Annotated in this window: 18 protein-coding genes; 10 read left to right on the forward strand and 8 right to left on the reverse strand. The window is 69.6% G+C overall.

What is annotated here, in order from left to right; genetic code table 11:
- Positions 1-7 precede the first annotated feature (7 nt).
- Positions 8-271: a UBP-type zinc finger domain-containing protein gene (locus ACIRG5_RS41850; protein ID WP_402915874.1), complete on the forward strand. Its 264-nt coding sequence runs from the start codon at positions 8-10 to the stop codon at positions 269-271.
- Positions 272-341: 70 nt separating this feature from the next.
- A complete protein-coding gene (locus tag ACIRG5_RS41855; RefSeq protein ID WP_402915876.1) occupies positions 342-1889 on the forward strand; it encodes a substrate-binding and VWA domain-containing protein in 1548 nt (515 codons plus the stop codon).
- 19 nt (positions 1890-1908) lie between these two features.
- Here the strand turns inward: ACIRG5_RS41855 and ACIRG5_RS41860 are convergent, their stop codons facing one another.
- Entirely contained in the window at positions 1909-2619 is a 711-nt protein-coding gene (locus ACIRG5_RS41860) for a class I SAM-dependent methyltransferase (RefSeq protein ID WP_402915878.1), read from the reverse strand.
- A gap of 75 nt (positions 2620-2694) precedes the next feature.
- Between ACIRG5_RS41860 and ACIRG5_RS41865 the strand changes: the two genes are divergently transcribed.
- Positions 2695-6762: an alpha-(1->3)-arabinofuranosyltransferase gene (locus tag ACIRG5_RS41865; protein ID WP_402915880.1), complete on the forward strand. Its 4068-nt coding sequence runs from the start codon at positions 2695-2697 to the stop codon at positions 6760-6762.
- A gap of 16 nt (positions 6763-6778) precedes the next feature.
- Here ACIRG5_RS41865 and ACIRG5_RS41870 read toward each other — a convergent pair whose 3' ends face one another.
- The gene (locus ACIRG5_RS41870; RefSeq protein WP_402915882.1) at positions 6779-7954 is read right to left on the reverse strand and encodes a polysaccharide biosynthesis protein; all 1176 of its coding nucleotides are present in this window, start codon (positions 7952-7954) and stop codon (positions 6779-6781) included.
- A 103-nt stretch (positions 7955-8057) separates the two neighbouring features.
- On the opposite strand from ACIRG5_RS41870, the gene ACIRG5_RS41875 reads away from it, so the two are divergent.
- The 3 genes from ACIRG5_RS41875 to ACIRG5_RS41885 are packed head-to-tail and all read left to right on the forward strand — an operon-like array spanning position 8058 to position 10860.
- Entirely contained in the window at positions 8058-9662 is a 1605-nt protein-coding gene (locus ACIRG5_RS41875; protein ID WP_402915884.1) for a hypothetical protein, read from the forward strand.
- A 3-nt stretch (positions 9663-9665) separates the two neighbouring features.
- Positions 9666-9833 carry a hypothetical protein gene (locus ACIRG5_RS41880; protein ID WP_402915886.1) on the forward strand — a complete coding sequence of 56 codons (168 nt, stop codon included), beginning with the start codon at positions 9666-9668 and terminating at the stop codon, positions 9831-9833.
- Between the two features lie 4 nt (positions 9834-9837).
- Positions 9838-10860: a hypothetical protein gene (locus tag ACIRG5_RS41885; protein ID WP_402915888.1), complete on the forward strand. Its 1023-nt coding sequence runs from the start codon at positions 9838-9840 to the stop codon at positions 10858-10860.
- Here ACIRG5_RS41885 and ACIRG5_RS41890 read toward each other — a convergent pair.
- Positions 10807-11928 (reverse strand): glycosyltransferase family 4 protein, encoded by a 1122-nt coding sequence (locus tag ACIRG5_RS41890; protein ID WP_402915890.1) that lies wholly within the window; start codon positions 11926-11928, stop codon positions 10807-10809. The two genes, ACIRG5_RS41885 and ACIRG5_RS41890, sit on opposite strands and share 54 nt — an antisense overlap.
- A gap of 138 nt (positions 11929-12066) precedes the next feature.
- Here ACIRG5_RS41890 and ACIRG5_RS41895 point away from each other — a divergent pair, with 138 nt between their 5' ends.
- Complete coding sequence (locus tag ACIRG5_RS41895) at positions 12067-12792, forward strand: class I SAM-dependent methyltransferase (RefSeq protein ID WP_402915892.1); 726 nt, start codon at positions 12067-12069, stop codon at positions 12790-12792.
- Here ACIRG5_RS41895 and ACIRG5_RS41900 read toward each other — a convergent pair.
- On the reverse strand, positions 12789-13745 hold the full coding sequence (locus ACIRG5_RS41900; protein ID WP_402915894.1) for a DUF3068 domain-containing protein: 957 nt from the start codon (positions 13743-13745) through the stop codon (positions 12789-12791). The genes ACIRG5_RS41895 and ACIRG5_RS41900 overlap by 4 nt on opposite strands.
- Before the next feature lie 249 nt (positions 13746-13994).
- Between ACIRG5_RS41900 and ACIRG5_RS41905 the strand changes: the two genes are divergently transcribed.
- Positions 13995-15122, forward strand: a complete 1128-nt coding sequence (locus ACIRG5_RS41905; RefSeq protein ID WP_402915896.1) for a hypothetical protein — start codon at positions 13995-13997, stop codon at positions 15120-15122.
- Here the strand turns inward: ACIRG5_RS41905 and ACIRG5_RS41910 are convergent.
- Positions 15107-16222 carry a DUF3068 domain-containing protein gene (locus ACIRG5_RS41910; protein ID WP_402915898.1) on the reverse strand — a complete coding sequence of 372 codons (1116 nt, stop codon included), beginning with the start codon at positions 16220-16222 and terminating at the stop codon, positions 15107-15109. The genes ACIRG5_RS41905 and ACIRG5_RS41910 overlap by 16 nt on opposite strands.
- A gap of 260 nt (positions 16223-16482) precedes the next feature.
- On the opposite strand from ACIRG5_RS41910, the gene ACIRG5_RS41915 reads away from it, so the two are divergent.
- Positions 16483-17619, forward strand: a complete 1137-nt coding sequence (locus ACIRG5_RS41915; protein WP_402915900.1) for a hypothetical protein — start codon at positions 16483-16485, stop codon at positions 17617-17619.
- Between the two features lie 46 nt (positions 17620-17665).
- Here the strand turns inward: ACIRG5_RS41915 and ACIRG5_RS41920 are convergent, their stop codons facing one another.
- Together ACIRG5_RS41920 and ACIRG5_RS41925 are read right to left on the reverse strand one after the other, a co-directional pair.
- Positions 17666-19612, reverse strand: coding sequence for an ABC transporter ATP-binding protein (locus tag ACIRG5_RS41920; RefSeq protein ID WP_402915902.1), 1947 nt, complete (start codon positions 19610-19612; stop codon positions 17666-17668).
- A 20-nt stretch (positions 19613-19632) separates the two neighbouring features.
- Positions 19633-20217 carry a TetR/AcrR family transcriptional regulator gene (locus ACIRG5_RS41925; protein WP_402915904.1) on the reverse strand — a complete coding sequence of 195 codons (585 nt, stop codon included), beginning with the start codon at positions 20215-20217 and terminating at the stop codon, positions 19633-19635.
- Between the two features lie 229 nt (positions 20218-20446).
- On the opposite strand from ACIRG5_RS41925, the gene ACIRG5_RS41930 reads away from it, so the two are divergent.
- A complete protein-coding gene (locus tag ACIRG5_RS41930; RefSeq protein WP_402915906.1) occupies positions 20447-20920 on the forward strand; it encodes a hypothetical protein in 474 nt (157 codons plus the stop codon).
- A gap of 194 nt (positions 20921-21114) precedes the next feature.
- Here the strand turns inward: ACIRG5_RS41930 and ACIRG5_RS41935 are convergent, their stop codons facing one another.
- Complete coding sequence (locus ACIRG5_RS41935; RefSeq protein WP_402915908.1) at positions 21115-23220, reverse strand: tetratricopeptide repeat protein; 2106 nt, start codon at positions 23218-23220, stop codon at positions 21115-21117.
- Positions 23221-23334: the final 114 nt, after the last annotated feature.

Raw genomic sequence — 23334 nt, forward strand, 5'->3', positions numbered from 1 at the left:
TCGTGCCGTGACCACCACCTGCGAGCACGTCGCCGAGCTGGGCCCAGAGCCCACTCCTTCCACTGTGGAGGGCTGCGAGGACTGCCTGGCCGCCGGCGGCAGGTGGGTCCACCTGCGCCTGTGCCTGGGCTGCGGCAAGGTCGCCTGCTGCGACTCGTCGCCCGCCAAGCACGCCTCGAAGCACTTCGCCGCCGAGGGACACCCGATCATGCGTTCGTTCGAGCCGGGGGAGACCTGGCGCTGGTGCTTCGTGGACAACACGCTCGTGTGATCTTCCGCGCGCGGAAACCGGAACCGCCGAGTTCTGGTGGTGCCCGGACCGGTTGTCTAAGGTGTCCGCCATGGTGCGACCACGGCGGGTGACGGCGCCTGTCGTCGGGCTTTCGGTGCTGCTCGTGTTGTCCGTCGTCGCCTGGATCGGCGGCGACGTGGTCATCGACCGGCTCAACGCGACCCGCTGCACGGATCCGGCGACGGTTCTCGTCACCGCGGCGCCCGCGGTCGCTCCGGCTCTGAGCGAGGTCGCGGACGCGCTGGACGCGGCGGACGAGTGCTATCGCGTCGAGGTGAAGGCCGAGCCCGCGCGCGAGACGATGACGCGGCTCGTCGCCGGGGAGGTGTCGCCCTCGGTCTGGGTGCCCGAGTCCACGACGTGGCTGCGGCAGGCACGGGACTCCGGTGCGTGGCGGGTGCCCGAGTCGGGCATCTCCGTGGGACGGTCGCCGGTCGTGCTCGCGGTCAAGGACTCCGTGAAGGCCAGGAACTGGCGGGAGCTGATCGGGCCCGGTGCCACCGCGGTCGCCGGTATCGCGGATCCGGCGAAGGACCCGGCCAGCCTGTCAGCGTTGCTGGCGATGCGGGGGTTCGCGTCGGCGGAGAAGGATCCCGCGGCCGCGACGGTCGCCGCCATCAGGCCCGTGTCCGGTGACTACGCCGAGCGGGCCGAGGATCTGTTCACCCGTCCACTGGACGTGTTCCCCACTTCCGAACAGGCCCTGGAGCGGCACAACTCCACGCCCGGCGCCACGCGGCTGACGGCGGTCGCCCCGGAGAATCCGGTGCCGCCACTGGACTTCCCCTACGTCGTGCTGCCCGACGCGGGCGAGGCGCAGCGGGCGGGAGCGGAGAAGTTCCTGGCGCGGCTGCGGTCGGGGACCGGCTTCGAGAAGTTCGGCCTGCGCGCTCCCGACGACAAGGTCGCCGGTCCGGAGCAGGGATTCGTGGACGAGACGCTGCGCCTGTGGAGCGGTCTCACGCTGACCGCGCGAGTGCTGGGCGTCCTGGACGTGTCGGGCTCGATGAACCAGATCGTCCCCCGGACCGGGACCACGCGGATGGCGCTGGCCGTCGGAGCGGCCGAACGCGGCCTGGGCATGTTCAAGCCCGGCACGCAGATCGGCCTGTGGAAGTTCTCCACCAGGCTGGACGGCGACAAGGACTACAAGGAGATCATCCCGTTCGCGTCGGTCAAGGACCACCTCGCGAGCGGCCAGGCCGTCGCGGCGGTCCGGGCGACGCGGGCGACCGCGAACGGCGCCACGGGCCTTTACGACACCACGCTGGCCGCCTACCAGGAGGCCAGGAAGACCTGGGAGCTCGGGCGGATCAACATCGTCGCCATCATGACCGACGGCCGCAACGAGGATCCCGACTCGATCGGTCAGCGCCAGCTGCTGGACGAACTGGCCAAGCTGCAGGACAAGCGCAGGCCGTTGCCCGTCATCGCGATCGGCATGGGCCCCGACGTCGACGTCGACGAACTGACGAGGATCGCCGAGGCGACCGGCGGCAGGGCCTTCACCACCGTCGACCCCGCCGGCATCAGCGACATCTTCGCGCAGGCGCTGAGCACGATGCTCTGCCAGCCGCCCGCCTGCCGTCCCCAGTAGGGCGCCCCGGCAGACGACCTCAGTACGGGTCGTACGGACTGTCGTGGCCGAACAGCCGCGCGACCGGCCGCAGCCGCAGGCGGAGCAGAACCTTGATCCCCACGTTGCGGAGGAACCAGGGCATCTCGGCGAGCACGCGCCTGCGATCGGCCCAGTCCGGCTGCGTCAAACGGAAGCGCGCGAGGGAGCCCGCCCGGTCCACGTACACGTATCGCTTGCCGCACAGCACCTTCGCGATGATTCCGCAGGTGACCCCGATGGACGAGAACGCGTCGTGGACCAGGATCTCGCCGCCGGGAACGAGGTTCTCCGACCACAGCATGTCGTCGGTGTAGGTCCAGTAGTCGTGCTTGCCGTCGATGTACAACAGGTCGATGCGCTCGTCCCACTCCCGGCGCAACTTGGTGCTGTACTCGGCTTCGAGCCGCACGACGTCGGTCAGGCCGGCGCGGGCGAGGTTCTTCTCGAACCGGGTGCGGGTGGGGGTGCCGCCGAACAGCTTGCCCTCGACGAACGGGTCGACGGCGACCACGGTGGCCCCGACGGAGCGTGCCGCGATGCCCAGCACGGTGGTGGATCGTCCCTGGTGGCTGCCGATCTCGACGATCCGCGCGCCGGGACCGAGCCGCAGGACGGCTCTCCACAACATCGTCGCCTGGTCGACGGTCAACCACCCGGGAACCTGGTCGCCCAGCTCCCACGCCTGCTCGAACGCTGTCGGAGAAGTCATCGCCACCTGCCTGAGTGCTCCCCAGAACGGTCGTGGTGGCCCAAGATAGCGACAGTCGCCCGCGAGCACTACCCGGTGGTAACTTCCTGCGCCATCAAGAACCTGAAGATCGCACACCGGAACCCGACGACGTGGGTGCTCCTCGCACTCACGGTGCTGTCGTTCGCGCAACGCTTCGGAACGGCCACGTTCGACACCAAGCTCGACCTGGCCGTCAATCCCGTCGGCTTCCTGGGCAGGGCGCTGCACCTGTGGAATCCCGCCGCCACGGCCGGTGAGCTGCAGAACCAGGCGTACGGCTACTTCTTCCCGATGGGGCCGTTCTTCGCGACCGGTCAGATCCTGGGCATTCCCGCGTGGGTCACCCAACGGCTCTGGTGCGCGCTCCTGCTCTGTCTCGCGTTCTACGGCGTGCTGCGGCTGGCCCGCGCACTCGGCATCGGCCACGAGCCGACGAGGTACGCCGGTGCGCTGGCCTACGCGCTGGCCCCTCGGGTGCTGACCGAGATCGGGCCGTTGTCCGCGGAGATGCTGCCCGCCGTCATGCTGCCGTGGGTGCTGCTGCCGCTGGTGCTGGCCGACCGGATCGGGTCGCCGCGCCGGGCCGCCGCCCTGTCGGCGCTCGCGGTGCTGGGGATGGGCGGCGTCAACGGCGCGATGGTCGTGATGGCGCTGGTGCTCCCGGGGATCTGGCTGCTGACGCGCACGTGGAACCGCGCGCACGTGAAGCTGGTGCTGTGGTGGGCGGGCAGTGTCATCGCGGTCGCGCTGTGGTGGATCTTCCCGCTGCTGCTGCTCGGCCGGTACAGCCTGCCGTTCCTCGACTACATCGAGTCGGCGGCGAACACCACCGCACCCATGTCGTTGTTCCAGGTGCTGCGCGGAACGAACCAGTGGGTCGCGTACGTGCTCCAGGGCGAACCGTGGTGGCCCAACGGGTTCCTCCTGGTCGACAACCCCGCGCTGATGGCCGGCACCGCCCTGGTGGCGCTGATCGGCGTCGTCGGACTGGCCCGGTTGGGGCTGCCGGAACGCCGCTTCCTGGTGCTGGGCACGCTGGCGGGGCTGACGCTGCTGACCGTCGGGTACGTCGGATCGCTCGACTCGCCGCTCGCCGAGGTGGTGCGCGGAGCACTGGACGGGCCGCTCGCGCCGCTGCGCAACGTGCACAAGTTCGAGCCGGTGCTGCGGCTGTGCCTGGTCCTCGGGTTCGTCCACGGGCTGCACCTGTCCCGGCCGGCCGGGCTGCGGGCCGCTCCCGAGCACTGGCGGCGACGGGCGCGCACCGGTGTCGCGCTCCTGCTGATCGCGGTCGTCGCGGCACCCGCGTGGCTGCTGACCCTGCGGCCAGGCCAGGGGTGGTCGGACGTGCCGGGCCACTGGCGCGAGGCGGCGGGATGGCTCGCGGAACAGGACGGCCGGGCGAGGACGTTGTTGTTGCCCGCCACGGGTTTCGGCCAGTACACCTGGGGCAGGACCGTGGACGAGCCGATGCAGGCGCTCGCGGAGGCCCCGTGGGCGGTGCGCAACCAGGTGCCGCTCGGGTCCGAGGGCAACACCCGGTACATGGACGCCGTCTACGACTCGCTCGCGGACGGGCGCGGCTCGGCAGGACTGGCGGACTTCCTCGCGCGCGGTGGATACCGGTTCCTGTTGCTGCGCAACGACATCGCGCGTGAGCCGACCGGCTCGCCGCCGCTCACCGTGTTGCGTCAGGCGCTCCAGGGATCACCCGGCATCGAGCGCGTCGCCCAGTTCGGGCCCGAGGTGCGGATGAGCGACCAGCGGCTCGTCAGTTCGGTCGACGCCGCCGCGAGCGGGCACGCACTGGAGATCTTCGAGGTGAAGCGGGCGGTCCCGGTCGTCACCGCGGTGAACGAGGCCGACGTGCCGACGGTGAGCGGTGGGCCGGAGTCGTTGTTGCCGTTGCTGTCCCAGGGGCTGATCAAGGCGGACCAGCCCGCTGTCCTCGCGGGCGACGCCGAGGGGCGGACCGGGGAACTGCTCGTCACCGACGGCCTCCGGCGCAAGGAACGCAACGTCGGCAGGGTGACCGACAACCTCAGCCAGACGATGTCCGCGGGCGAGGAGTCACGGCAGGGACGCGTCGCACTGGACGTGTCGCCCTTCCAGGACGTCAAGCACCAGACCGTCGCCGAATACCGCGGCATCCGGGCCGTGCAGGCCTCCACGTCGACCGCGTACGCCGACGCGGCGGGGGCGATCGACCCGGCGAACTCGCCGTTCGCGGCGGTGGACGGCGACGGCGGGTCCGCGTGGCACTCGTCGAGCTTCACCGGGCCGGTCGGGCAGTGGCTGGAGATCGACCTCGACACCCCGCGCTCGGTCGCCGAGGTGACGCTCGACCTGGTCGACGACCTGCGGGTGGGCTGGGCGGTCACCCGGATCAGGCTCACCACGGACGCGGGGGAGAGCGAGCACGACGTCCCGTCCGGCGGCGGCCCGCACGCCTACCCCGTCCGCCCCGGCCTCACGGGCAGCGTGCGCGTCACGATCCTCGGTGTCGCCGCCGACCGGCAGGACGGCAACGTCGGCATCAAGGAACTGAGCGTGCCGGGCATGACCGCTCAGAGGGCGCTGCGCGTGCCGCGCGACCAGGACGCGGCCAGGCCCGGCTTCTCGTTCACCCGAGGCAGTCAGTCGCGGCCCGCCTGTTACCGGACCGACGGCACGGTGCGGTGCGACTCCTCGCTGTCCCGGTTCGGCGAGGAGATCAACGGGCTCACGCGGCTGTTCCGCACCTCGGCCGCGGGGAAGTTCGCGGTGAACGCCACCGTCGTGCCTGCCGCCGGTGCGAGGAACCCGGTGACACCGGAGGGCCTGACGGTCACGGGGACGACGTCGCTCGCCGGCGACGTCGCGGCGAGCCCGCTGTCCGCTGTGGACGGTGACCTGGGCACGTCGTGGGTGCCGGACGTGACGGACCTGCGGCCGACGCTGACGTTGGCGTGGAAGGGGAAGCGGACGCTCTCGGAGTTCCGGATCGAAGGGGCCCGTGGAGCCAGAGCGCCCGTCGAGCTGGAAGTGCGCACCGACGCGGGCACCGAGGTCGTGCGCGTCGGCCCGGACGGTCTGGTCACGATCAGACCGGCGGACACCGAGAAGCTCGAACTCGTCGTGCGCGAGTCGGGTGGCGTGGGGCCCGCGGAGATCGGTGAGCTCCGGGTGCCCGCGCTCGACGGCGTGCTGAAGCCGGTGCCCGCGACGACACCGTTCACCGTGCCGTGCGGCAGCGGCCCGGTCGTCGACATCGACGGGAAGAAGATCAGCAGTTCGGTGTCCGGCGTGCTCGGTGACGTCATGGCCAACCGCCCGTTGAAGGCCGTGCTGTGCGACGACGACCTGGCGACCGCCCTGGAACTGCCTGCCGGCGACCACGTGCTGACCACGTCGCGATCCGACTCGTTCGTCGTGCAGGACGTCTCCGTGACCCACGTCGAACTCCCGAAACCCGGTGCGACGCATCGAGAAGTCACCACCGGCACCTGGGACGCCACCGCACGGGAGGTCACCGTCGCGCCGGGGGCCCGTGCACTGCTCGTGGTTTCCGAGAACGTCAACGACGGCTGGACGGCGACGTTGAACGGGCAGGTGCTGGAGAAGGTCCGCGTCGACGGCTGGCAACAGGCGTACGTCCTGCCCGAGGGCGACGGCGGCGTGGTCGCGCTGGAGTTCGGCCCGGACGCCCGGTATCGGACGGGCCTGCTGGCAGGCGGACTGGGAGTGCTGGCGGTCCTGCTGCTCGCCGCGGTCCCGGTCCGGCGGCGGGTGGAGTTCGTTGCGCCGTCACGGAGTCGGTGGCTGATGGTCGCGATGCTCGTGCTGCTGGCCGTTCTCGGCGGCATGCTGCCGATCGTGGCGGTGATCGCGTGCCTGCTGGCGCGGGAGTTCTGGACGGCGGCGCCGAAGGTGATCGCGGTGGGCGGGGTCGCGCTGGGATCGGGTGTCGCGGTGCTCGGCCGGATCCTCGGTCACGGGCAGGAGTGGGCCTACGTCCCGCTCGTCCAGGCCGCGTTCCTGGTGGCGGTCTCGGCGGTGGTCGCGGCCGCGTTCGGCCCGTTCGGGCAGCGTCGTGATCCCGCGGCACCCGATCCCGCCGCGTCTGATCCCGCGGTGCCGTGATCCTGCGGCGCCCTGATCAGGGCCGCCTGGCTCCGCGGGTCTCGATGACCGCGCCCGCGACCACCAGTCCCGCCGTGGCGAGCAGCGCGCCGGTCACGACCTGACCGACGGAGCCGTTGAGCCACAAGGTGATCAGCGCGACCTCGGCGGCGACCGCGATCCACACCGCGACGGTGGACCGCCGGTCGCCGCTCGCGATCCGGGAGAACAGCAGCAGCTGCACCAGCGCCAGGCAGGAACCCACGAGAGCGAACTGCCACAACGGAATCGCGTCGCCGTGGTAGCGCGCACCACCGATCAGTGACACGCCCAGCGGTCCGAACAGGACACAGCCCACGATCACGAACGCGTCGAGACCCGCGCACACCGCCAACGCCTTCGGCAGCATGCGGCGCCGGTCGCCGGCGTCGGCCATGCGGGGCAGCACGAGCACGCCCACCGCCTGCGGCAGCCAGTAGGCGATCTTCGTGACGACCGCTCCCACGGCGTAGCCGCCTGCCAGGTCCGCGAGCTGGTGCCGGGCCAGCACGAGGTCGAGGTTCACCAGCAGCACCAGCGCCAGCATGGCCTGGGACGCGTGCATCACCTCGGCCCCGCCGGCGGGCCGTGCCGGACGAGGAGCGCCGCACAGCCGCCACCCGGTCAGCACGACCAGGAACGAGCCGATGGCGGTGCCCGCCAGCACGGAGGTCGACGAGGGCGACAGCCACAGCCCGATCACCCCGCCGCCGACCTTGCCCAGTCCTTCGAGCGACACCAGCAGCGCCAGCGCGCCGAACCGGTGCGTTCCCTGCAGAAGACCGTGCAGGACACCGAGAACCGTGAGCGGGGCCAGCGACAGCGCCAGCCACACCACCGGCCACGGGCCGTCGAGGTGCAGCAGGTGGGCGAGCAGCGGCACCACGGCCAGGGTCAGCACCGTCATGCCCGCGCTCACGCTCAGGCCCAGTCCGAACAGGGGGCGCGGGCCGAGGCTCGTCACCCGCAGGGCGGCGACGGTCTGCAGGCTCATCGCGGGCACCACGCCGATGACCACGAGCGCGAGCAGTGCGCTGAGCTCGCCGAAGATCGCGGGTGCGAGAGCTCGTGCGGCCGCGATGGTCAGCACGTAGCTCGCGGCGTTGGCGCCCAGCAGCGCGCCCGTGATCAGCAGGGCGTCCAGGCGGGTCGTGGTCGTCGCCGGAGCGGACACGCGAGATCCTTCCGGTGGCCGGGTCTGCCGCGGTACTACCCGCGAGTACTACTGGCCGGTAGTTTCGGCGACTGTAGCCCCGGCGCGACCGGAGAGGGAGCAAGTGCGGCCGAACGGACTGACGCTCTACGCCACGTGCGCGCTGCTGGCGCTGGCCGCCCTCGCTCCCGTGCTGTGGCCGGGTTACGTCCTCGTCTACGACATGGTGTTCACGCCGGAGCAGCCGCTGAACGCGGCGGCGTTCGGCCTCGGCGACGCGCTGCCGCGGGCGGTGCCGGTCGACGCCGTGGTGGCGCTGGCGACCCAGGTCGTCCCCGGTCAGCTGGTGCAGAAGCTCGCGCTGCTCGCGATCGTCTTCGCCGGTGCCCTGGGTGCCGGGCTGCTGGTGCCGACGGAGAAGACGGGCGTGCGGATCGTCGCCGCCGTGGCGTACTCGTGGAACGCCTACGTCGCCGAACGTCTCTTCATCGGCCACTGGACGCTGCTGCTGGGCTACGCGGCGCTGCCGTGGGTCGCAATGGCCGGGCTGCGGATGCGTGATGGCGAACCGCACGCGTGGACCCGGCTCGTGCTCGCGAGCCTGCCCGCCGTGCTCTCGGCGCCGGGTGGCGTCCTGGCTCTGGGCACGGCGCTGGCCACCGCCGGACGCCGCAAGGCCTGGCAGGTCCTGGCGATCGGTGTCGTGCTGAACTCGCCGTGGTGGGTGCCGTCGCTGCTGCACGACGGACTGTCCGACCCGGCCGGCGTCGAGGCGTTCAGCGCACGCGGGGAGAACTGGGGCGGGCCGGTGCTCAGCGTGCTGGGCCTGGGCGGGATCTGGAACGCCGAGGTCGTCCCCGTGAGCCGGGCCAATCCGATGCTTCCGGTGTTCACGGTGCTGCTCCTGGGAGCGGCGGTCCTCGGTCTGCGGGAGCTGTCGAAACGCCTGCCGGTGTGGCCGCTGGCGGGACTGGGCGTGCTCGGGGCGCTGCTGGCCCTGCTCGCGGTGCTGCCGGGTGGCGTGGCCGTGCTGGAGACGTTGATCGAGCACGTGCCTGGTGCGGGGTTGTTGCGCGACAGCCAGAAGTGGGTGGCGTGGCTCGCGCTGCCGTTCGCGATCGGGCTCGCGGTCGCGGTGGAACGGCTGCGTGCGCGGCTGCTCGTGGCCGTGCTGCTGCTCGGGTTGCTGCCGGACCTGGCCTGGGGCGGGTTCGGGCGCCTCGAACCGGTCGGTTACCCGGCGGACTGGGCTGCGGTGCGGGAGAAGCTCGTGGACCAGCCCGGAGACGTGGCGGTGTACCCGCTGTCGGCGTTCCGCCGGTTCGACTGGAACGACCGGCGCACCCAGCTCGACCCCGCGCCGCGCTACCTGCCCGGCACGACCGTAGTGGACGACTCGCTGTCGGTCGGCGGGAAGGTCGTGGCGGGGGAGGACCCGCGGGCGGCGCGGCTGCGTGCCGGCGACCTGAGCGGCATCGGCTGGGTGCTGGTCGAACACGGGACTCCCGGCCGGGTGGACGAGAACCTGCTGGCACGGCTGGAGAAGGTCCACGACGGGCCCGAACTGGCGCTCTATCGGGTACCTGGAGCAGTGCCCGATGAACCGAACGGCCCACCCGTTGCACCCGTTGTGCTGGCCTGGGTCGCGGCTGGGTCACTGATCGGCACGAGCCTGTTGTGGAGACGGTTACCGGTCGGTAGATTCGCGGCACCCCGACATGAGGAGTAAGACGTGGAACTGGTTTCGGTGCTGGTAGCGATCGTCGCCGGGGCCGCGCTCGCCGGCGGGGTCGGCGTGATCGTCGTCGAGCAGAACAGCCCCGACAAGGTCGTCGAGCAGCGGATCGAGGAAGGTCAGAAGGCCCAGGAGCCCGTGGTCCTCGACTACGGCTCTCGCTGACCGGGTGACCGTGGCCTTCTCCGGGGACCCGGCGGCCTCCTGGAGCATCCTGCTCGAAGCGAGTCTGCGCGAGGCGCCGGATCCCTCGGTGGTGGCCGCGCGGATGTCCCGTGCCTGCACGGAGTTCCCCCATCTCGGTCCGGCGGCGGTCGTCCTCCGTCCGTCCGACTGGGACGGTGCGCGAGCGGAGTTCGCCGACGGCCGTTACCGCGCGGGCGATCCGCTGATCCGGGTCGCGATCGCCGATGAGTCGCTGATGATCGCCGCCCACCACGGTGCGGTCGACGGGCTCGGCCTGCTCGCGTTGCTCGGCATCACACTGGGCGAACCCGTGCACAGCTCGGCGACCGGTGTGGCGCTGCGCAGTCCCGACCGGCCCTACCTCCTGAGCGCGCTCGACCGCGTGCGTGAAGCCGTGTGGACACCTCCCACGCGCATCGAGCCTTCCTTGCACGGCAACGAGTCTGGTGACCACCTCGTGTCTCGCGCGCTGCCCGCCGTGAAGCTGGGCAGCGCCAGGCTCACCTCCGCCGCGCTGGACGCGACCCGGAAGTGGAACGGCGCCCGTGGCGCCGCGCACGGCCGCGTGGTCGCCGCGATCGGTGCTTCCTGGCGCGGTGGCGCGGATCCGCGTCCCGAGGCGGACAGCGCGCTGCTGAGACTGCGCCTGCCGGCCGGAGCCACTGAGGACGACGTGCTCACGCTGCTGACGGCGGCGTCGCCGGAGGCGGGATTCCCCAGCGCGCACAACCCGTTGGCGCAGTGGGGGATGCGGCTGCTCGCGTCCCGGCTCGGCAGCACCTTCCTGGTGTCGAACCTTGGCGTCGTCAAGGCGAACGTCGCCGCGCTGCGCTTCTTCCCCGCGGCGAGCGGCCGGTCAGGCGTCGCGTTCGGCGTGGTGACGACAGGGGAGGTCACCACGGCCACGGTGCGCTTGCGGCGCAAGGACTTCGACGCGGCCGCCGCCGCGGGGCTACTCGACCTGCTGTGCGACGCGGTGCTCGCCGGCCACGAGGCGCGGAGGTAGCCGCAGGGCGCTGTGCACGGCGCTCTCGAACGCGTCGAGGCTCTCCTCCCAGCTGAACTGCTGGGCACGTTCCCTGCCCGCCGCGCCCATCGCCTTGCGCAACGGCTGGTCCCGCAACAGCGTCTCCGCGTGCCGGACGAAGTCGTCGAAGTCCTCGGCGAGCAGACCTGTCCGGTGCTCGACGATCGCCTCGGTCACACCGCCCGCCGAGCGGTACGCGATCGTGGGCACGCCGTGCGAGGCGGCCTCCATGATCACGATGCCCCAGCCCTCCTTGACCGACGGGCACACGTGCAGCCACGCGCCGGCGAGGATCTCGTGCTTGGCCTGCTCGTCGACCCAGCCGTGGATGACGACGCTGTCCTGGACGCCGCGGTCGATCGCGTGCTGCCGCAGCACGTCCTTCCACGGGCCCTCGCCGACGAGTTCCAGCCGCAGGTCCGGCCATTGTGGACGGAGCTGCGCGACCAGGTCGATCGCGTGCTCCAGCCGCTTGTGCGGGACCAGGCGGGACACCGCGACCAGGACGGGGGCCTCGGTGCGCCGCGCGGTGACGGCGGGAGGCGCGTCCAGCCCGTTCGGCACGACCACCGTGCGACGGAGTTCGACCCCGAGCTGGCCCAGTTCGTCCCGCGTCACGTTGGAGACGGTGATGTAGCGGCACTTGCGGTACAGCCTCGGCGCGAGCCACGACTCGATCCACCAGCCGATCCGGCCGAAGAACGGGCCCAGCGCGCTGTGCCACTGCTCGCGGTGCACGTGGTGCACCAGCACCAGGACGGGACAGCGCGCCACCAGGCGGCTGAAGAAGGGCATGCCGTTCTGCACGTCCACGATGACGTCCGCGTCGGAGCGCAGGATCGCCAGCAGGGCGTGCAGGTAGACCGTGAACTTGTTGCCGCGCCTGCGGAAGCGGACGCCCGCCACCCAGTCGCCGGAGGGGGCGCGGTCGTGGCCGGCGCACTGGATCGAGACCCGGTAGCCGAGCCGGGCGAGGCCCTCGGCGATGCGCTCGACGTAGCGTTCGGAACCGCCGCCCTCGGGGTGTCTGGTGTCGCGCCAATTCACCAGCAGAATGCTCGGCCGGTAATCAGGACCACGCGACATCTGCCTCTCCCGATGCTAGGTTACTGCCAGGTAGCCATCGTAGACGGAATGCGGGAGATAGCAATGGTCGAGATCGGTTCAGTTTCGGCCCTTGAAAAGTTGCGAAAGCCAACTTTCAGCCGTTCTGTTCGGCTTTTTCGCGCATTCCTGAAAGAGCAGTCCGACCCCGACCACTTCTATCGGATCCTGGCGGACGACTCGGTCGCCCAGGTGTCGTCGTACGTGTCCCTGAGCGGTGCCGTCGTGCTCGACGTCGGCGGTGGTCCCGGCTACTTCGCCGAGGCGTTCCGCGGCGCCGGCGCCCGGTACGTGGGTCTGGACCCGGACGTCGGCGAGCTGTCCGCCCGCGGTGAACCCGACCCCGGCATGATCCGCGCGAGCGGCACGGCGCTGCCGTTCCGCGACGCCTCGGTGGACGTCTGCTACTCGTCCAACGTCCTGGAGCACGTCGACGACCCGTGGCTGATGCTGGCCGAGATGGTGCGTGTGACCAGGCCAGGAGGCACCGTCTTCATGTCCTACACGCCGTGGTACTCGCCTTGGGGCGGGCACGAGACTGCGCCGTGGCACTTCCTCGGCGGCCACTACGCGCGACGCCGGTACGAGCGCCGCAACGGCAAACCGCCGAAGAACTCGTTCGGCACTTCCCTGTTCCCGGTGAGCGTCGGGGCGGTCCGGCGGTGGGCTCACCGCCAGACCGTCGCCGACGTGATCGAGACGTTCCCCCGGTACCACCCGTGGTGGGCGAAGTGGGTCACCCGTGTCCCGGGGATCCGGGAGATCGCCTCGTGGAACTTCGTGATCGTGCTCAGGCGCCGGGCCTAGGCGACGTGCCTGGCCCGCCGTCCGAGCACGCCGAGAAGAATTCCGGCGAGCAGGAGGACCAGGCCGACGGAAAGCAGGACGATCGGTCCGGTGCTGCTGATCAGAGTCAATTTTCCGCGTGCCTCTGAGGCGCGGGAAACCGATTCGTCGACGGTTTTCTCGTTGAAGGTCAGGGTGGCGTCGAGCAGCACCGTTCCTTCTTTTCCGTCCGGCCCGAACAGCGCTTGCCGCTGGTGTTCCGAGCCCTTGACGATGATGCCGGTCACCGGTTCGACCCACATGGTGCGGGTGTTCTCGTAGCGGCGCTCCGCCTTGACCGATGCCGCGGTGCTGTTCACCAGCGTGCCCGGCACGTCCTGGTCGCGGAACTTGGTCGACGGGATCTTCTGCACGAACTTGTAGACCTCGAGCCCGCCGACCTCGTCCGTGCCCTCGTAGCGCGCGGTCGTCGCCTTGCGCAGGGTGGTGTCGAAGTACTCGTAGTCCTGGGGCTGGGTGTCGAACGGGAACTTGTAGTTGAGTCCCTCCTGGTGCACCGCCTTGTCGGCGGCGGTGGGGTCGCCCTCGGCGTCGGTCACGTACTGCTGGGTGCACTCCTGGAGGGCCATGTTCGTCCGCCGGTCGAGGCACACCCGGTGCTTCACCGCGGAGACGAGCTGGTTCTCGGAGTCGGTGACGACCAGACCCTGGTCCCACACCATCACGTCACCGTTGACCTTGGCCTCCGGCACGGTCAGGTTGCTCTCGACCTTGCGGGTGGCCGTCAGCCGCGCGTCCTTGACTACGAGTTCCTTGGGGTAGAAGACCTTCGCCGCGCCTTCGGCGACGGATTCCGTCTTCTGGTCGAGCGGCACGACTGCGAGCTCGGGGTACACGTAGAAGCGCAGGACTGCTCCGAGCGCCAGCGAGAAGATGCCCAGTCCTACCAGCACGAGGCTCGCAACACGTCGCACTCGTCCTCCTTCTGGGTGTGTTCGGGTTATGAGAGGGACGTCACAGTGGCGTGGAACCTACCCGACAGTAACCTCTGCGCAACCCCTCGACCGGGGTGACTCAGGTCATCTTGATCGGTCCGCGTGGAGAAAGAAGCTACTCGGCCGCCGAACCGCAGAGCCGTTCGGCGGAACCCCTGCTGGCCAACGGGTAGCGACTGAAGGAAGCAGCTCCTTACTCATCGGCGACGATGCCGGAGGAAGAGACACGTGGAAGAAACCCCTGTGTGCTATCCGGGAGCAGTTGAGCAGGCCCGGCTGCTCGCCCGCGGTGCGACGACCGCAGCAGAACTCCTTGCTATGACCGAACATCGGCTGAACTCGTCGCGGCACGTTTTCACAGATGTCGAATTGGCCACCGCGCGGCGCAGTGCGGAAGAGGCCGATCGGCGGTTGGCGGACGGCGCGAGCGGCGGGCTGCTCGGACTGCCCATGGCTGTCGAGGACTCTCTGCCACGTTCGGCTTTCGACGCACTGGTGGCGGCCGGAGCCGTGGTGATCGGGAGAACGTCGGGAGCCGAGCTTCATCGCAACCCGTCGGCGGGCGTCCCCGCCACGGCGCTCGATCCCAAGGTCTCGGGCACGGCCGTCGCCGTCGCCACCGGTGTGGTGGCCGCGGTGCTGGCACGCCGTGCGCCCGGTGCCGGAGGAGTGCCCGCGGGAGGCGCGGGCGTGGTGGGCTTCGAGACGTCCGGCGGACGCGGTGTGGTGGCGAGGACCGTGGCCGACGTGGCGCACGTCGTGCGGGCGATCGGCTGGGCGGCCGAACCCGCGAACCGTCCCCTGAGGGTCGGTGTGTCGTTGCGCGGTCTCGCGATGTCGTCCCGCACCCGTCCGCCCATGCGCCGGGCCGTCGAGGACGTCGCCGCGCTGTTGTCGTTGCACGTCGGCGAGGTGGTCGACCACGACCCGCACCTCGCCAGCGAGTCCAGGCTCCTGCTGGCGCCGCACCTGGCCGCCGGCCCTCGTGAGCTGGACCTGCTCGACCGTTTCGTGCCCCGGCCGTTCCGGGGCATCTGCCGGTCGATGCGCGCGGCGGAGCGGGTGATGGTGAACCACATGTTCGCGGGCGTCGACGTGCTGGTGACGCCGGGGCACACCGGCCCGGCCGAGACGATGTCGCTGCCCGGCGGGGTGCTGGTGCGCAACGGCGCCACCTCTCCGTTCTCCCCGCTCTGGAGGGTCAGTGGCTATCCGGCCGTGTCCGTGTGCGCGGACACGGACGCCGACGGGAACCCGTTGCCGGTGACCCTGATCGCGGTGCCGAGAGCAGAGGGTCAACTGCTCGGGGTCGCCGAGATCGTCGAGGAGGGACGTGCTGCTCATCGGAGGCCGTAGTCGACGTTCGAGGACGACACCACGTTCTTGAGGTCGAGCGAGTCGTCCGGGTCGCTGGCGTCGGTGACGCCGTAGGTGATCGCGCCGGCCAGGCACGCACCGATCACCAGCGCCAGCGCCCCGGCGACGAGACCGCGCCGCCACACGAGCAACAGGACCAGCCCGATCGCGACCAGCGCGGCACCGGCGACCCACAGGACGGTGGGAAGGACGGTGATGACGAACAGCTTCGGCAGGTTCTGCCGGACCTGGTCCACGTTGGAGGTGACCGAGGCGTTCGTCAGCCGCAGTTCTCCTGCGAACACAGGGGTTCCCTCGCCCTCGCGCTGAGTGTCGGTGCGCAACTCCTGACGGATGTCCTCCCGGACCGAGAGCACCGCGCCGGTCGTGGGCTCGACCAGCAACGTGCGGCTGACGCCGTAGTACTGGGTGACGTCCACGGACGGCTCAGGGCTGCCGACCAGTGAACCGGGTACCGCGAACCGGTCGAGCGCCGTCTGCGGGATCGTGTGCGTGAACCGGTACACGTCGAGTCCCTGCAACAGCTGCTCTCCGGCGAAGTGGATGTCGACCGGGCGCTTGAGAACCGTGTCGTACCAACGGTGATCACGTTGCTCGGTGTCGAACGGGAACACGAAGTTCAGGCCCGGCTGGAGCAGTTGCGGGCCTTCGGCGGTGACCCGCTTGCCCTGCTCGGTCTCGTAGAACTCCCCGTAACAGGGTGCGACCGCCTCGCCGGTGCGGCGGTCGAGGCAGATCTTGCGCACCTCGGCGCTGAGCACGAGCTTGTCCGAGTCCTCCTTGACGATCGTCGCCCGCTTCCACACGGTGACGTCGCCGTCCTCCTTGACCTCCGGCGCGGCGAGATCACCCTCGACGTGCGTTGTCGCCGTGAGACGGAGGTTGTGGCGTACTTCCGGCAAGCCGCCGCCGGGCGGGTACACGACGGCGGTGACTCCCTCTCCTTCGGAGACCGTGACCGAGTCGATGTCGTGCTGAAGCTTGGCGAGCAGGGGATAGGTGTGCAACTGCAACACCAATCCGGCCGCTACCGCGAAGGCACCGAGTCCGAGCAGGGCGACGACGACTGCGGTTCGCACAGGTCCTCACAAGGGATCGGGTGGCAGGGAGGGCGTTCCGTGAGGCGCGATTTCCGGTAACCGTGCGTTCTGTTCTACCTGGTCCGTGAGCTAGATCACAAGGGCATACCTGAATCCCATTCGGGTTACCTGGTCGCGGCGGGTGGGTCACGATCACCGCTCAACCTGGTCAAGGCGCCGCGAACCCGTGGTGCGCGGCCGGACGTCGTGAAAGATCGGCCGCGCACGGTCCTGTTCAGGTCCAAGAGCTTGGGGGACTTATGAGTGTTCGAAGATGGCTGACCGCCGCCCTGTCGGTCGTGGTCGTGGCCGGTGCCGCCGCTCCGGCGTCGGCCGCGGAGCCGGCGTGGCGACTGGCCTCGATCCCGCAGAGCACGGCGACCAGCAACCTCTGGGACGTCGCCGCCGTCGACGCCAGGAACGCCTGGGCGGTGGGTTTCGAGGGCTACCACCCGGATCAGCAGGGCACGTCCGGTGATCCGATGATGCTGCGGTGGAACGGGATCAGGTGGTCCCGCACGTCACTGCCGGTCGTGCAGGGCCGGGTGTCGTTCCAGCGAGTCGCGGCCTCGTCCGCCACGGACGTCTGGGTCACGGGCTCGCCGTGGTCTTCGGACGGCAACGTCACGCTGGTGTGGCGCTACAACGGCAGGACGTGGACCGAGGTGCCGTACCCGCCGGGTGCCACTCCCGGCACGCTGTCGATCCGTGATCTGTCCGTCGTGGACGGACATGCGTGGCTGGTCGGTCACCACGGCAACACCCCGGTGTTCCACGAGTGGACCGGAAGCTCCTGGCGGGAACACCAGCCCCCCGCCGAATGCGTGACGGGAGGCGGCTTCCTGAACTTCTGCACCATCAACGCCGTCAAGGCCTTCGCGCCCGACGACGTGTGGGCCGCGGGCAACGGCATGTGGAACGGCTACTCGGGGCCGGTGCTGTTCCACTGGAACGGCACGGACTGGCAGGTCGTCCACACAGGACTGAACCAGCAGCCGCTCACCCTGCAGTCGCTGGACGGCACGTCCTCCCGTGACATCTGGGTCGTGGGCGACGGCGGAGGCATGGGATCGGGCAACGTGGTCCTGCGCGGAGACGGCACCACCTGGCAGACCGTCAGCGGGCTGAACACCCCGGCCACCCAGAGCGTCGCGGTGGGGGCGAACGGCGTCCCGTGGGTCGTCGGCCGGTTCCCGCAGGCGTCCTTCAACTCCCACGGCCCGGCCGGCTGGACCACCACTCCGGCGCCCGCTCCGCCCGGTTCGTTCGGCACGACCTACAACGCCATCGCCGCCGTGCCCGGCACGAACCGGTTGATCGCCGTGGGTTACGCGGACCTGCCGGGCACGACCCCGCTGCTGCTGCAGGCGGTGATCGCCGAGTACGCGACCCGCTGAGTCCGGTGTGCGGCCGTCCGCTTCGCCGGGCGGCCGCACGATCGGCTCAGCCGGGCACCTCGTCCAGGTACGCCTGCGCCTGCAGCGTGAACAGCTCGGCGTACCCGGCCTTGGCCGCCATCAGCTCCTCGTGCGTCCCGTACTCGGCGACCTTCCCGTGCTCCAGCAACAGGATCCGCTCCGCCTGCCGCACGGTCGAGAACCGGTGCGAGATGTAGAGCGTCGTCCGGCCCTCCGACAGCTCCCGCAGTCGCGAGAACAGGTCGTGCTCGGCCCGTGCGTCCAGCGCCGACGTCGGCTCGTCGAGCACCAGGATCGGCGCCTCCCGCTGGAAGGCTCTGGCCAGCGCGATCTTCTGCCACTCGCCGCCCGAGAGGCTGACCCCCTGGTCGAACCAGCGGCCGAGCGGACTGTCGTAGCCCTGCGGCAGTCGTTCGATCCGCTCGTCCGCACCGGCACGGCGGGCCGAGTCCTCGATGTGCGGCCGGTCCTCCAGCCGCGTCAGGTCGCCGAGGCCGATGTTCTCCGCGGCCGTGCCCTGGTACGTCACGTAGTCCTGGAACATCGCGCTGATCCGCGTGCGCAGTGCGACGGGGTCGTACTCGCGGATGTCGACGCCGTCGAGCAGGATGCGGCCGCCGGTCGGGTCGTAGAGCCGGCAGAGCAGCTTGAACAACGTCGACTTGCCCGCGCCGTTGCGGCCCACCACCGCCACCGTCTCGCCGGGCCGGATCTCGAAGCTGACGGCGTCCAGCGCGGGATCCTCGGCGCCCGGATAGCTGAAGGTCACCGAGTCGAACTCGATATGACCCTCCACTGTGGACGGCATCGGTCGCGGCGACGGCGGCGCCGTGATCTCCGGTTTCGTGTCGAGGAACCGGTACAGCGTGTCGAGGTAGAGGTTGTTCTCGTACATTCCCGAAAGCGCGGTGAACAGTCCGGACACCGACGTCTGCACGGACGCCGCGGCAGCCGTGTACAGCGCCAGGTCTCCCAGAGTGAGCCGTCCGCCGACCGCCTCCAGCGCGATGTACAACGTGATCGCCGAACCCGCCAACGTGCTCAGCAGCCCCCAGGACGTCGAGCTGATGTTGCGGTTGACCGTCAGCTTCCGCTGCCGTTCGTAGGAGACGGTGCCGAGCCGGCGGAACCGGTCGACGAAGTACGGGCCGAGCCCGAACAGCTTCGTCTCCTTGGCGTAGGTGTCCGTTGTGACCAAAGAGGACAGGTAGTCCATCCGCCGCTTGATCGGCGACATCATGAAGGTCAGCCAGAACGCGCGCGAGCCGTACTTCGACTGCGAGATGAACGCGGGGATCGGCGCCAGCAGCGCGACCAGTGCCAGCAGCGGGCTGATCGAGACGAGCAGCGCGATCATGCTGCCGAACGTGATCAGCGTCCGCAGGAGTCCCAGCGCGGAGTTCATCATCGACAGCGGGCGCGTCGGCGCTTCTTGAGCGGCCTGACGCAGCATGTCGTACGACGTCGATCCCTCGAAGTACGCGAGGTGCAGGTCGCTGGCGTGCGCCATCACCCGGTGGCGGATGGTCAGCGTCATGCGTTCCTGCAGCAGCGCCTGCGCGATCGACGTCAGCGCGCTGCTGATCGCGGTCGCGCCGAGCACGGCGAACTGGAACAGCGCGACTCTCGCGATGTCACCCGTGGTGCCGGTGTGCTGGATCGCCGCGACGACGGAGTCCAGCAGCAGCTTCGCGATGTACGCGGTCACGGTCGGCAGAAGTCCCGACAGGAGCGTGATCAGCGCCAGCAGGACGGTCAGGGTCGGACTGGCCTGCCACGTCAGCTTCGCGACCTTCGGCAGGCCGCGCACGGTGCCCGCCACGGACGTCCTCGCGCGCTTCAGCCGGGAGCGCAGATCCTTCGGTTCGTCGTCCGGCTTCGGTTCCGGAATGTCGACGGGTCCGGTGAGCCCGCTCTCCGGCACCGTCGTGGCGCGCCGCCGACGGCCGCGCCGGCCCAGCATGAACTCCATGCCGCCCCCACCGCCCGGGATCATTCAGCCTCCACGGCGCCGCGCAGGAAGAAGTCGACCACCTGGCGCGTGGTGGGCGGGTCGACGTCCGCCGCCAGCCGGCGGCCACCGAACAACAGGGTCATGAAGAGCGAGGCGAGCTGCTCCGGCGGCAGCCTCAGCCGATCCTTCTCCGGCGTGAACAGCTCGACCATCGCCTCTCGGATGGCGGCCATCGACTCGCGGCGGCCGCCCTTGCGGGTGCCGTCCTTGAGACGCTGTTCGGGGTCGCGGTGCTTGATGCGGCCGGACGCGTGCAGCGCGCCCATCAGCGCGCCCATTCGTTCGAGGTGCGCGCCGAGCGCTTCGGCGGCTTCGACGAGCCGATCCTCCAACGGCTGGTCGACGGGGATCTCGGCGATCGCGTCGAGCACGTGGTCGGGCCTGAGCGCCTCGGCCGTGCAGGCGTCGAACAGCTCGTCCTTGTCCTTGAACGCGCGGAAGATGGTGCCCTCGCCGATGCCGGCGGCACGGGCGATCTGGCTGCTCGTCACGTTCGCGCCGTGCTCGATCAGGAGCGGCAGCACGGCGTGCACGATCATGGCGCGCCGGTCCTCCGCGCTCATGCTCGGCGCTCTTCGCCGGGTTTCGGATGCTGGTGTCATGCATCCATCATGCGGAGTGAGTGCTCACTCCGTCAAACGAGTACGGGCTCCCGCGAGGCCGGAGTGCGCGCTCGGCGGCCCGCGAGCGCGGTGCCCGGCGAGCCGAATTCGGTGGTTCGAAGTCGGACGATGCTGTTCGATATCACTGTCGAGATCGGTTGCCTCGACGACGGTCTGGATCGGAGGCGTAGTGGACGTCACGGTGCAGTGGGTGCACATCTCCTGGACCAAGCGGTCCCGCGGTGGCATCGCGGCTACGCGCCGCAACGCTGTCCCGATCGGCTTCGTCGTCCCCGATGCGTCGACACCGTTCGCGCACTTGGTCACCATGAGCGAACAGCACGACTTCCAACCCAGCGACACCATCACCGACGTGACGAGTGTCGACGTCAGCCTGCGCGAAGCCGGCGGTCGGCTGCGAGTCCTGCCCCGCATCAGCCCGCTGTTCGCCCAGCCGCCACGGCCACGACGTCCCCCTGCCGTGTGGCTTGCTCCTGGGCAGTGGGTCCGCTGGCACCTGAACTACCGGTTCAGCAGCGCGTCGGGAATGCAGGACTGGTCCTACTGGCTGGACACGTTCAACATCGCCTACGGCTCAGTCGAGGACGACGTGTTCGTGGGAGCACCAAGCCGCCTTGTTGATGAACGAGGCCCGGTGCGGTAGGCCCTGTGTTGGGAGGGCAACCCGGTGACGACGCGGCAGGGAGGATCGAACCTCTTCAGGCAGCGAACATCCGCCACTCGGCGCGAGCGCTTGAGCACGCGATCAGCGGCATGAGAGTTGTGTCCGTTTCCTGCTGGAATGATCGACAAAAAAATATAGGCCTTGTGTGAAGCAGGGTGCAACTCGCTGATCGATCACTCGGACATGTTTTCGGGCATTTGCTGCCATTGAGCGAGCTTCCGCCGGGTGTTCAGTGTATGGGGGTGCTCCGGCCCCAGCACTCGCAGTTGATCGGCAAGCAGTTCGATGAACATGGTCACTGCACCGGCGGGATCACCTGCTTTTCCTCGACAGCGAGCGTAGTGGTACCGCGTGTTCAGGGTCTGGGGGTGATCGGGTCCCAGTAATCGTAGATAGTCGGTGAGCAGTTCGTCGAACGCCGTCACCGCCCTGGCTGAATCGCCACCTTCCGCTTGCCAGCGAGCACAGTTGTGACGCGTGTTCAGGGTTAGGGGATGATCCGACCCCAGCACTCTCACATAGTCGGCGAGCAGCTCACCGAATTCCGCCACTGCGCCAGCTGCGTCACCAGCCTTACCTCGCCAATAGGCGAAGTTGTTGCGGGTAAGCAGTGTGTCGGGATGGCCGGGTCCCAGTGTTCGCAACCGATCGGTCAGCAGTTCCTCGAACGCGGCTGCCGCACCATTCAGATCGCCAGCCACACCACGGCTGTAGGCGAGGGCATGGCGAGTGTTCAACGTGTCGGGGTGATCAGCTCCCAGTACCCGCAACCGATCAGCGAGCAGTTCCTCGAACGCTGCGACCGCACCTGCGGGATCGCCAGCTTCCCCTTGCCAACGGACACGGTCGTGGCGGGTGGTCAGCGTGTCGGGATGGTCAGGCCCCAGTACCCGCAGCTGATCGATAAGCAGGTCGTCGAACGCCGCAACCGCACCTGCGGGATCACCTGCTTCGCCACGCCAGTAGGCAGAGGCGTGGCGGCTGGTCAGCGTGGCAGGGTGGTCAGAGCCCAGACGCTGTTCAGCACTGATGTGGAGCTTGTCGAAGTGGTCCCTGGCCTCGGCGACCAGGCCTGCCTCACCGAGGCTTCGCGCCGAACGGAGCAGCACCTCGTGAGCATCGAGTTCCCACAGGTGTTCACCGCCTGCCGCATTGAGCGCAAGGGTGTTGGCACGCAGTAGCTGCCCCAGCGAAGCATCGTGTTCGACGTCAGGCCAGATCTGCAACACAGCGGCGGCAGTCGTGCGTGTCACTTCTGCGGCTCGCTCGTCGGGCCAGGTGTCGCGGGTGGCGCGCTGCACCAGCGCGTGGACCCGGACTGTCCGCGACGAGGAACCCGTATCGAGGGTGATCAGGTTCAGTCGCTGTAGACACCCGAGACCATCCAACGCGTCATGCCGATCGATCTTCCGTCCGGTGGTCGCTGTGAGCAGCGCCAGCACAGCAGGTGCGGCGAACACTCCGGCCGGAGCTCCATTGGCGTGCAACACGCTTGCGACTTCGAGCAACGGACGTGCGACACCGGCCGGTGTCAACCGGTCGGCCTGCTCTACCGACAACGCCCAGGTGGCCGCCACCGTGACCCGGTGCTCATCGGGCAGTTCCTCCGGGCCGGGCAACATGTTCGCGAGACGTCGTTCGGCCAGCCGAGCTCGATACGCGGCACACGACAGATGCCGGTCCGCCATGTATGCCGCCGCCTGGGCCAACGCCAGTGGCAGGTACCCCAGGTCACTCGCCAGCGCGGCGGCGCCGTCGAGCATCTCTGCCTTGCTGTCCAGAGCATCCCTGAGATAGGCCCGCGCGTCGTCCGCGCTGAAAACCCCGATCTCGACCACCACGCGACGATATCCACGCAGCGCCGCGTCGCGGCGTCGAGTCGTGACCACCACTCGACCGGTCCTGGTCGTGGGCGGCCACAATCCCGCGATGTCGCGCGGAGCCTGCAAATCGTCCAGCACAATCAGCCACGGCACGGCTGTCGCGGCGAGCCATTCCAACAGCGAGAGTGCGCCCCGCTCGGGGTCGGGTTCCTCCACGCCGGCAAGCCGTGCGCTCGCGCGGGCATAACTGGACACGATCGCTTCCCGCGATTCCGCCGTGACCCAGACCAGCAACTCGACTTCGACCGCTTCCCACATCCGCTCGGCATAGGCGGCGGCCAGCTGAGTCTTGCCCACTCCGCCCAATCCCGACAACACGATGGTGTGCACAGCGTCGCCGGAAGGCAGCATCGTCTTATCTCCGCCATCCAGCCCTTGCGCCCCCAGAACGCTCACAACTCGGCGCTGGAACGCCGCTGCCTGCGGTGGCACGGCTCCAATCCGGCACGGTAACCGAACAGCAGGGCGGACCAGCTGATGTTGATGGACATGCAGCCCGCCTGCGAGCAA

The sequence above is a fragment of the Lentzea sp. NPDC102401 genome (assembly GCF_044765805.1).
Taxonomy (GTDB): domain Bacteria; phylum Actinomycetota; class Actinomycetes; order Mycobacteriales; family Pseudonocardiaceae; genus Lentzea; species Lentzea sokolovensis.

Excerpts from the sequence above, each read along its gene's own strand:
- ACIRG5_RS41855 (WP_402915876.1), top strand. The coding sequence starts at position 342 with ATGGTGCGACCACGGCGGGTGACGGCGCCTGTCGTCGGGCTTTCGGTG.
- ACIRG5_RS41915 (WP_402915900.1), top strand. The coding sequence starts at position 16,483 with ATGAGTGTTCGAAGATGGCTGACCGCCGCCCTGTCGGTCGTGGTCGTG.
- ACIRG5_RS41920 (WP_402915902.1), bottom strand. The coding sequence starts at position 19,612 with ATGGAGTTCATGCTGGGCCGGCGCGGCCGTCGGCGGCGCGCCACGACG.
- ACIRG5_RS41925 (WP_402915904.1), bottom strand. The coding sequence starts at position 20,217 with ATGAGCGCGGAGGACCGGCGCGCCATGATCGTGCACGCCGTGCTGCCG.
- ACIRG5_RS41860 (WP_402915878.1), bottom strand. The coding sequence starts at position 2,619 with ATGACTTCTCCGACAGCGTTCGAGCAGGCGTGGGAGCTGGGCGACCAG.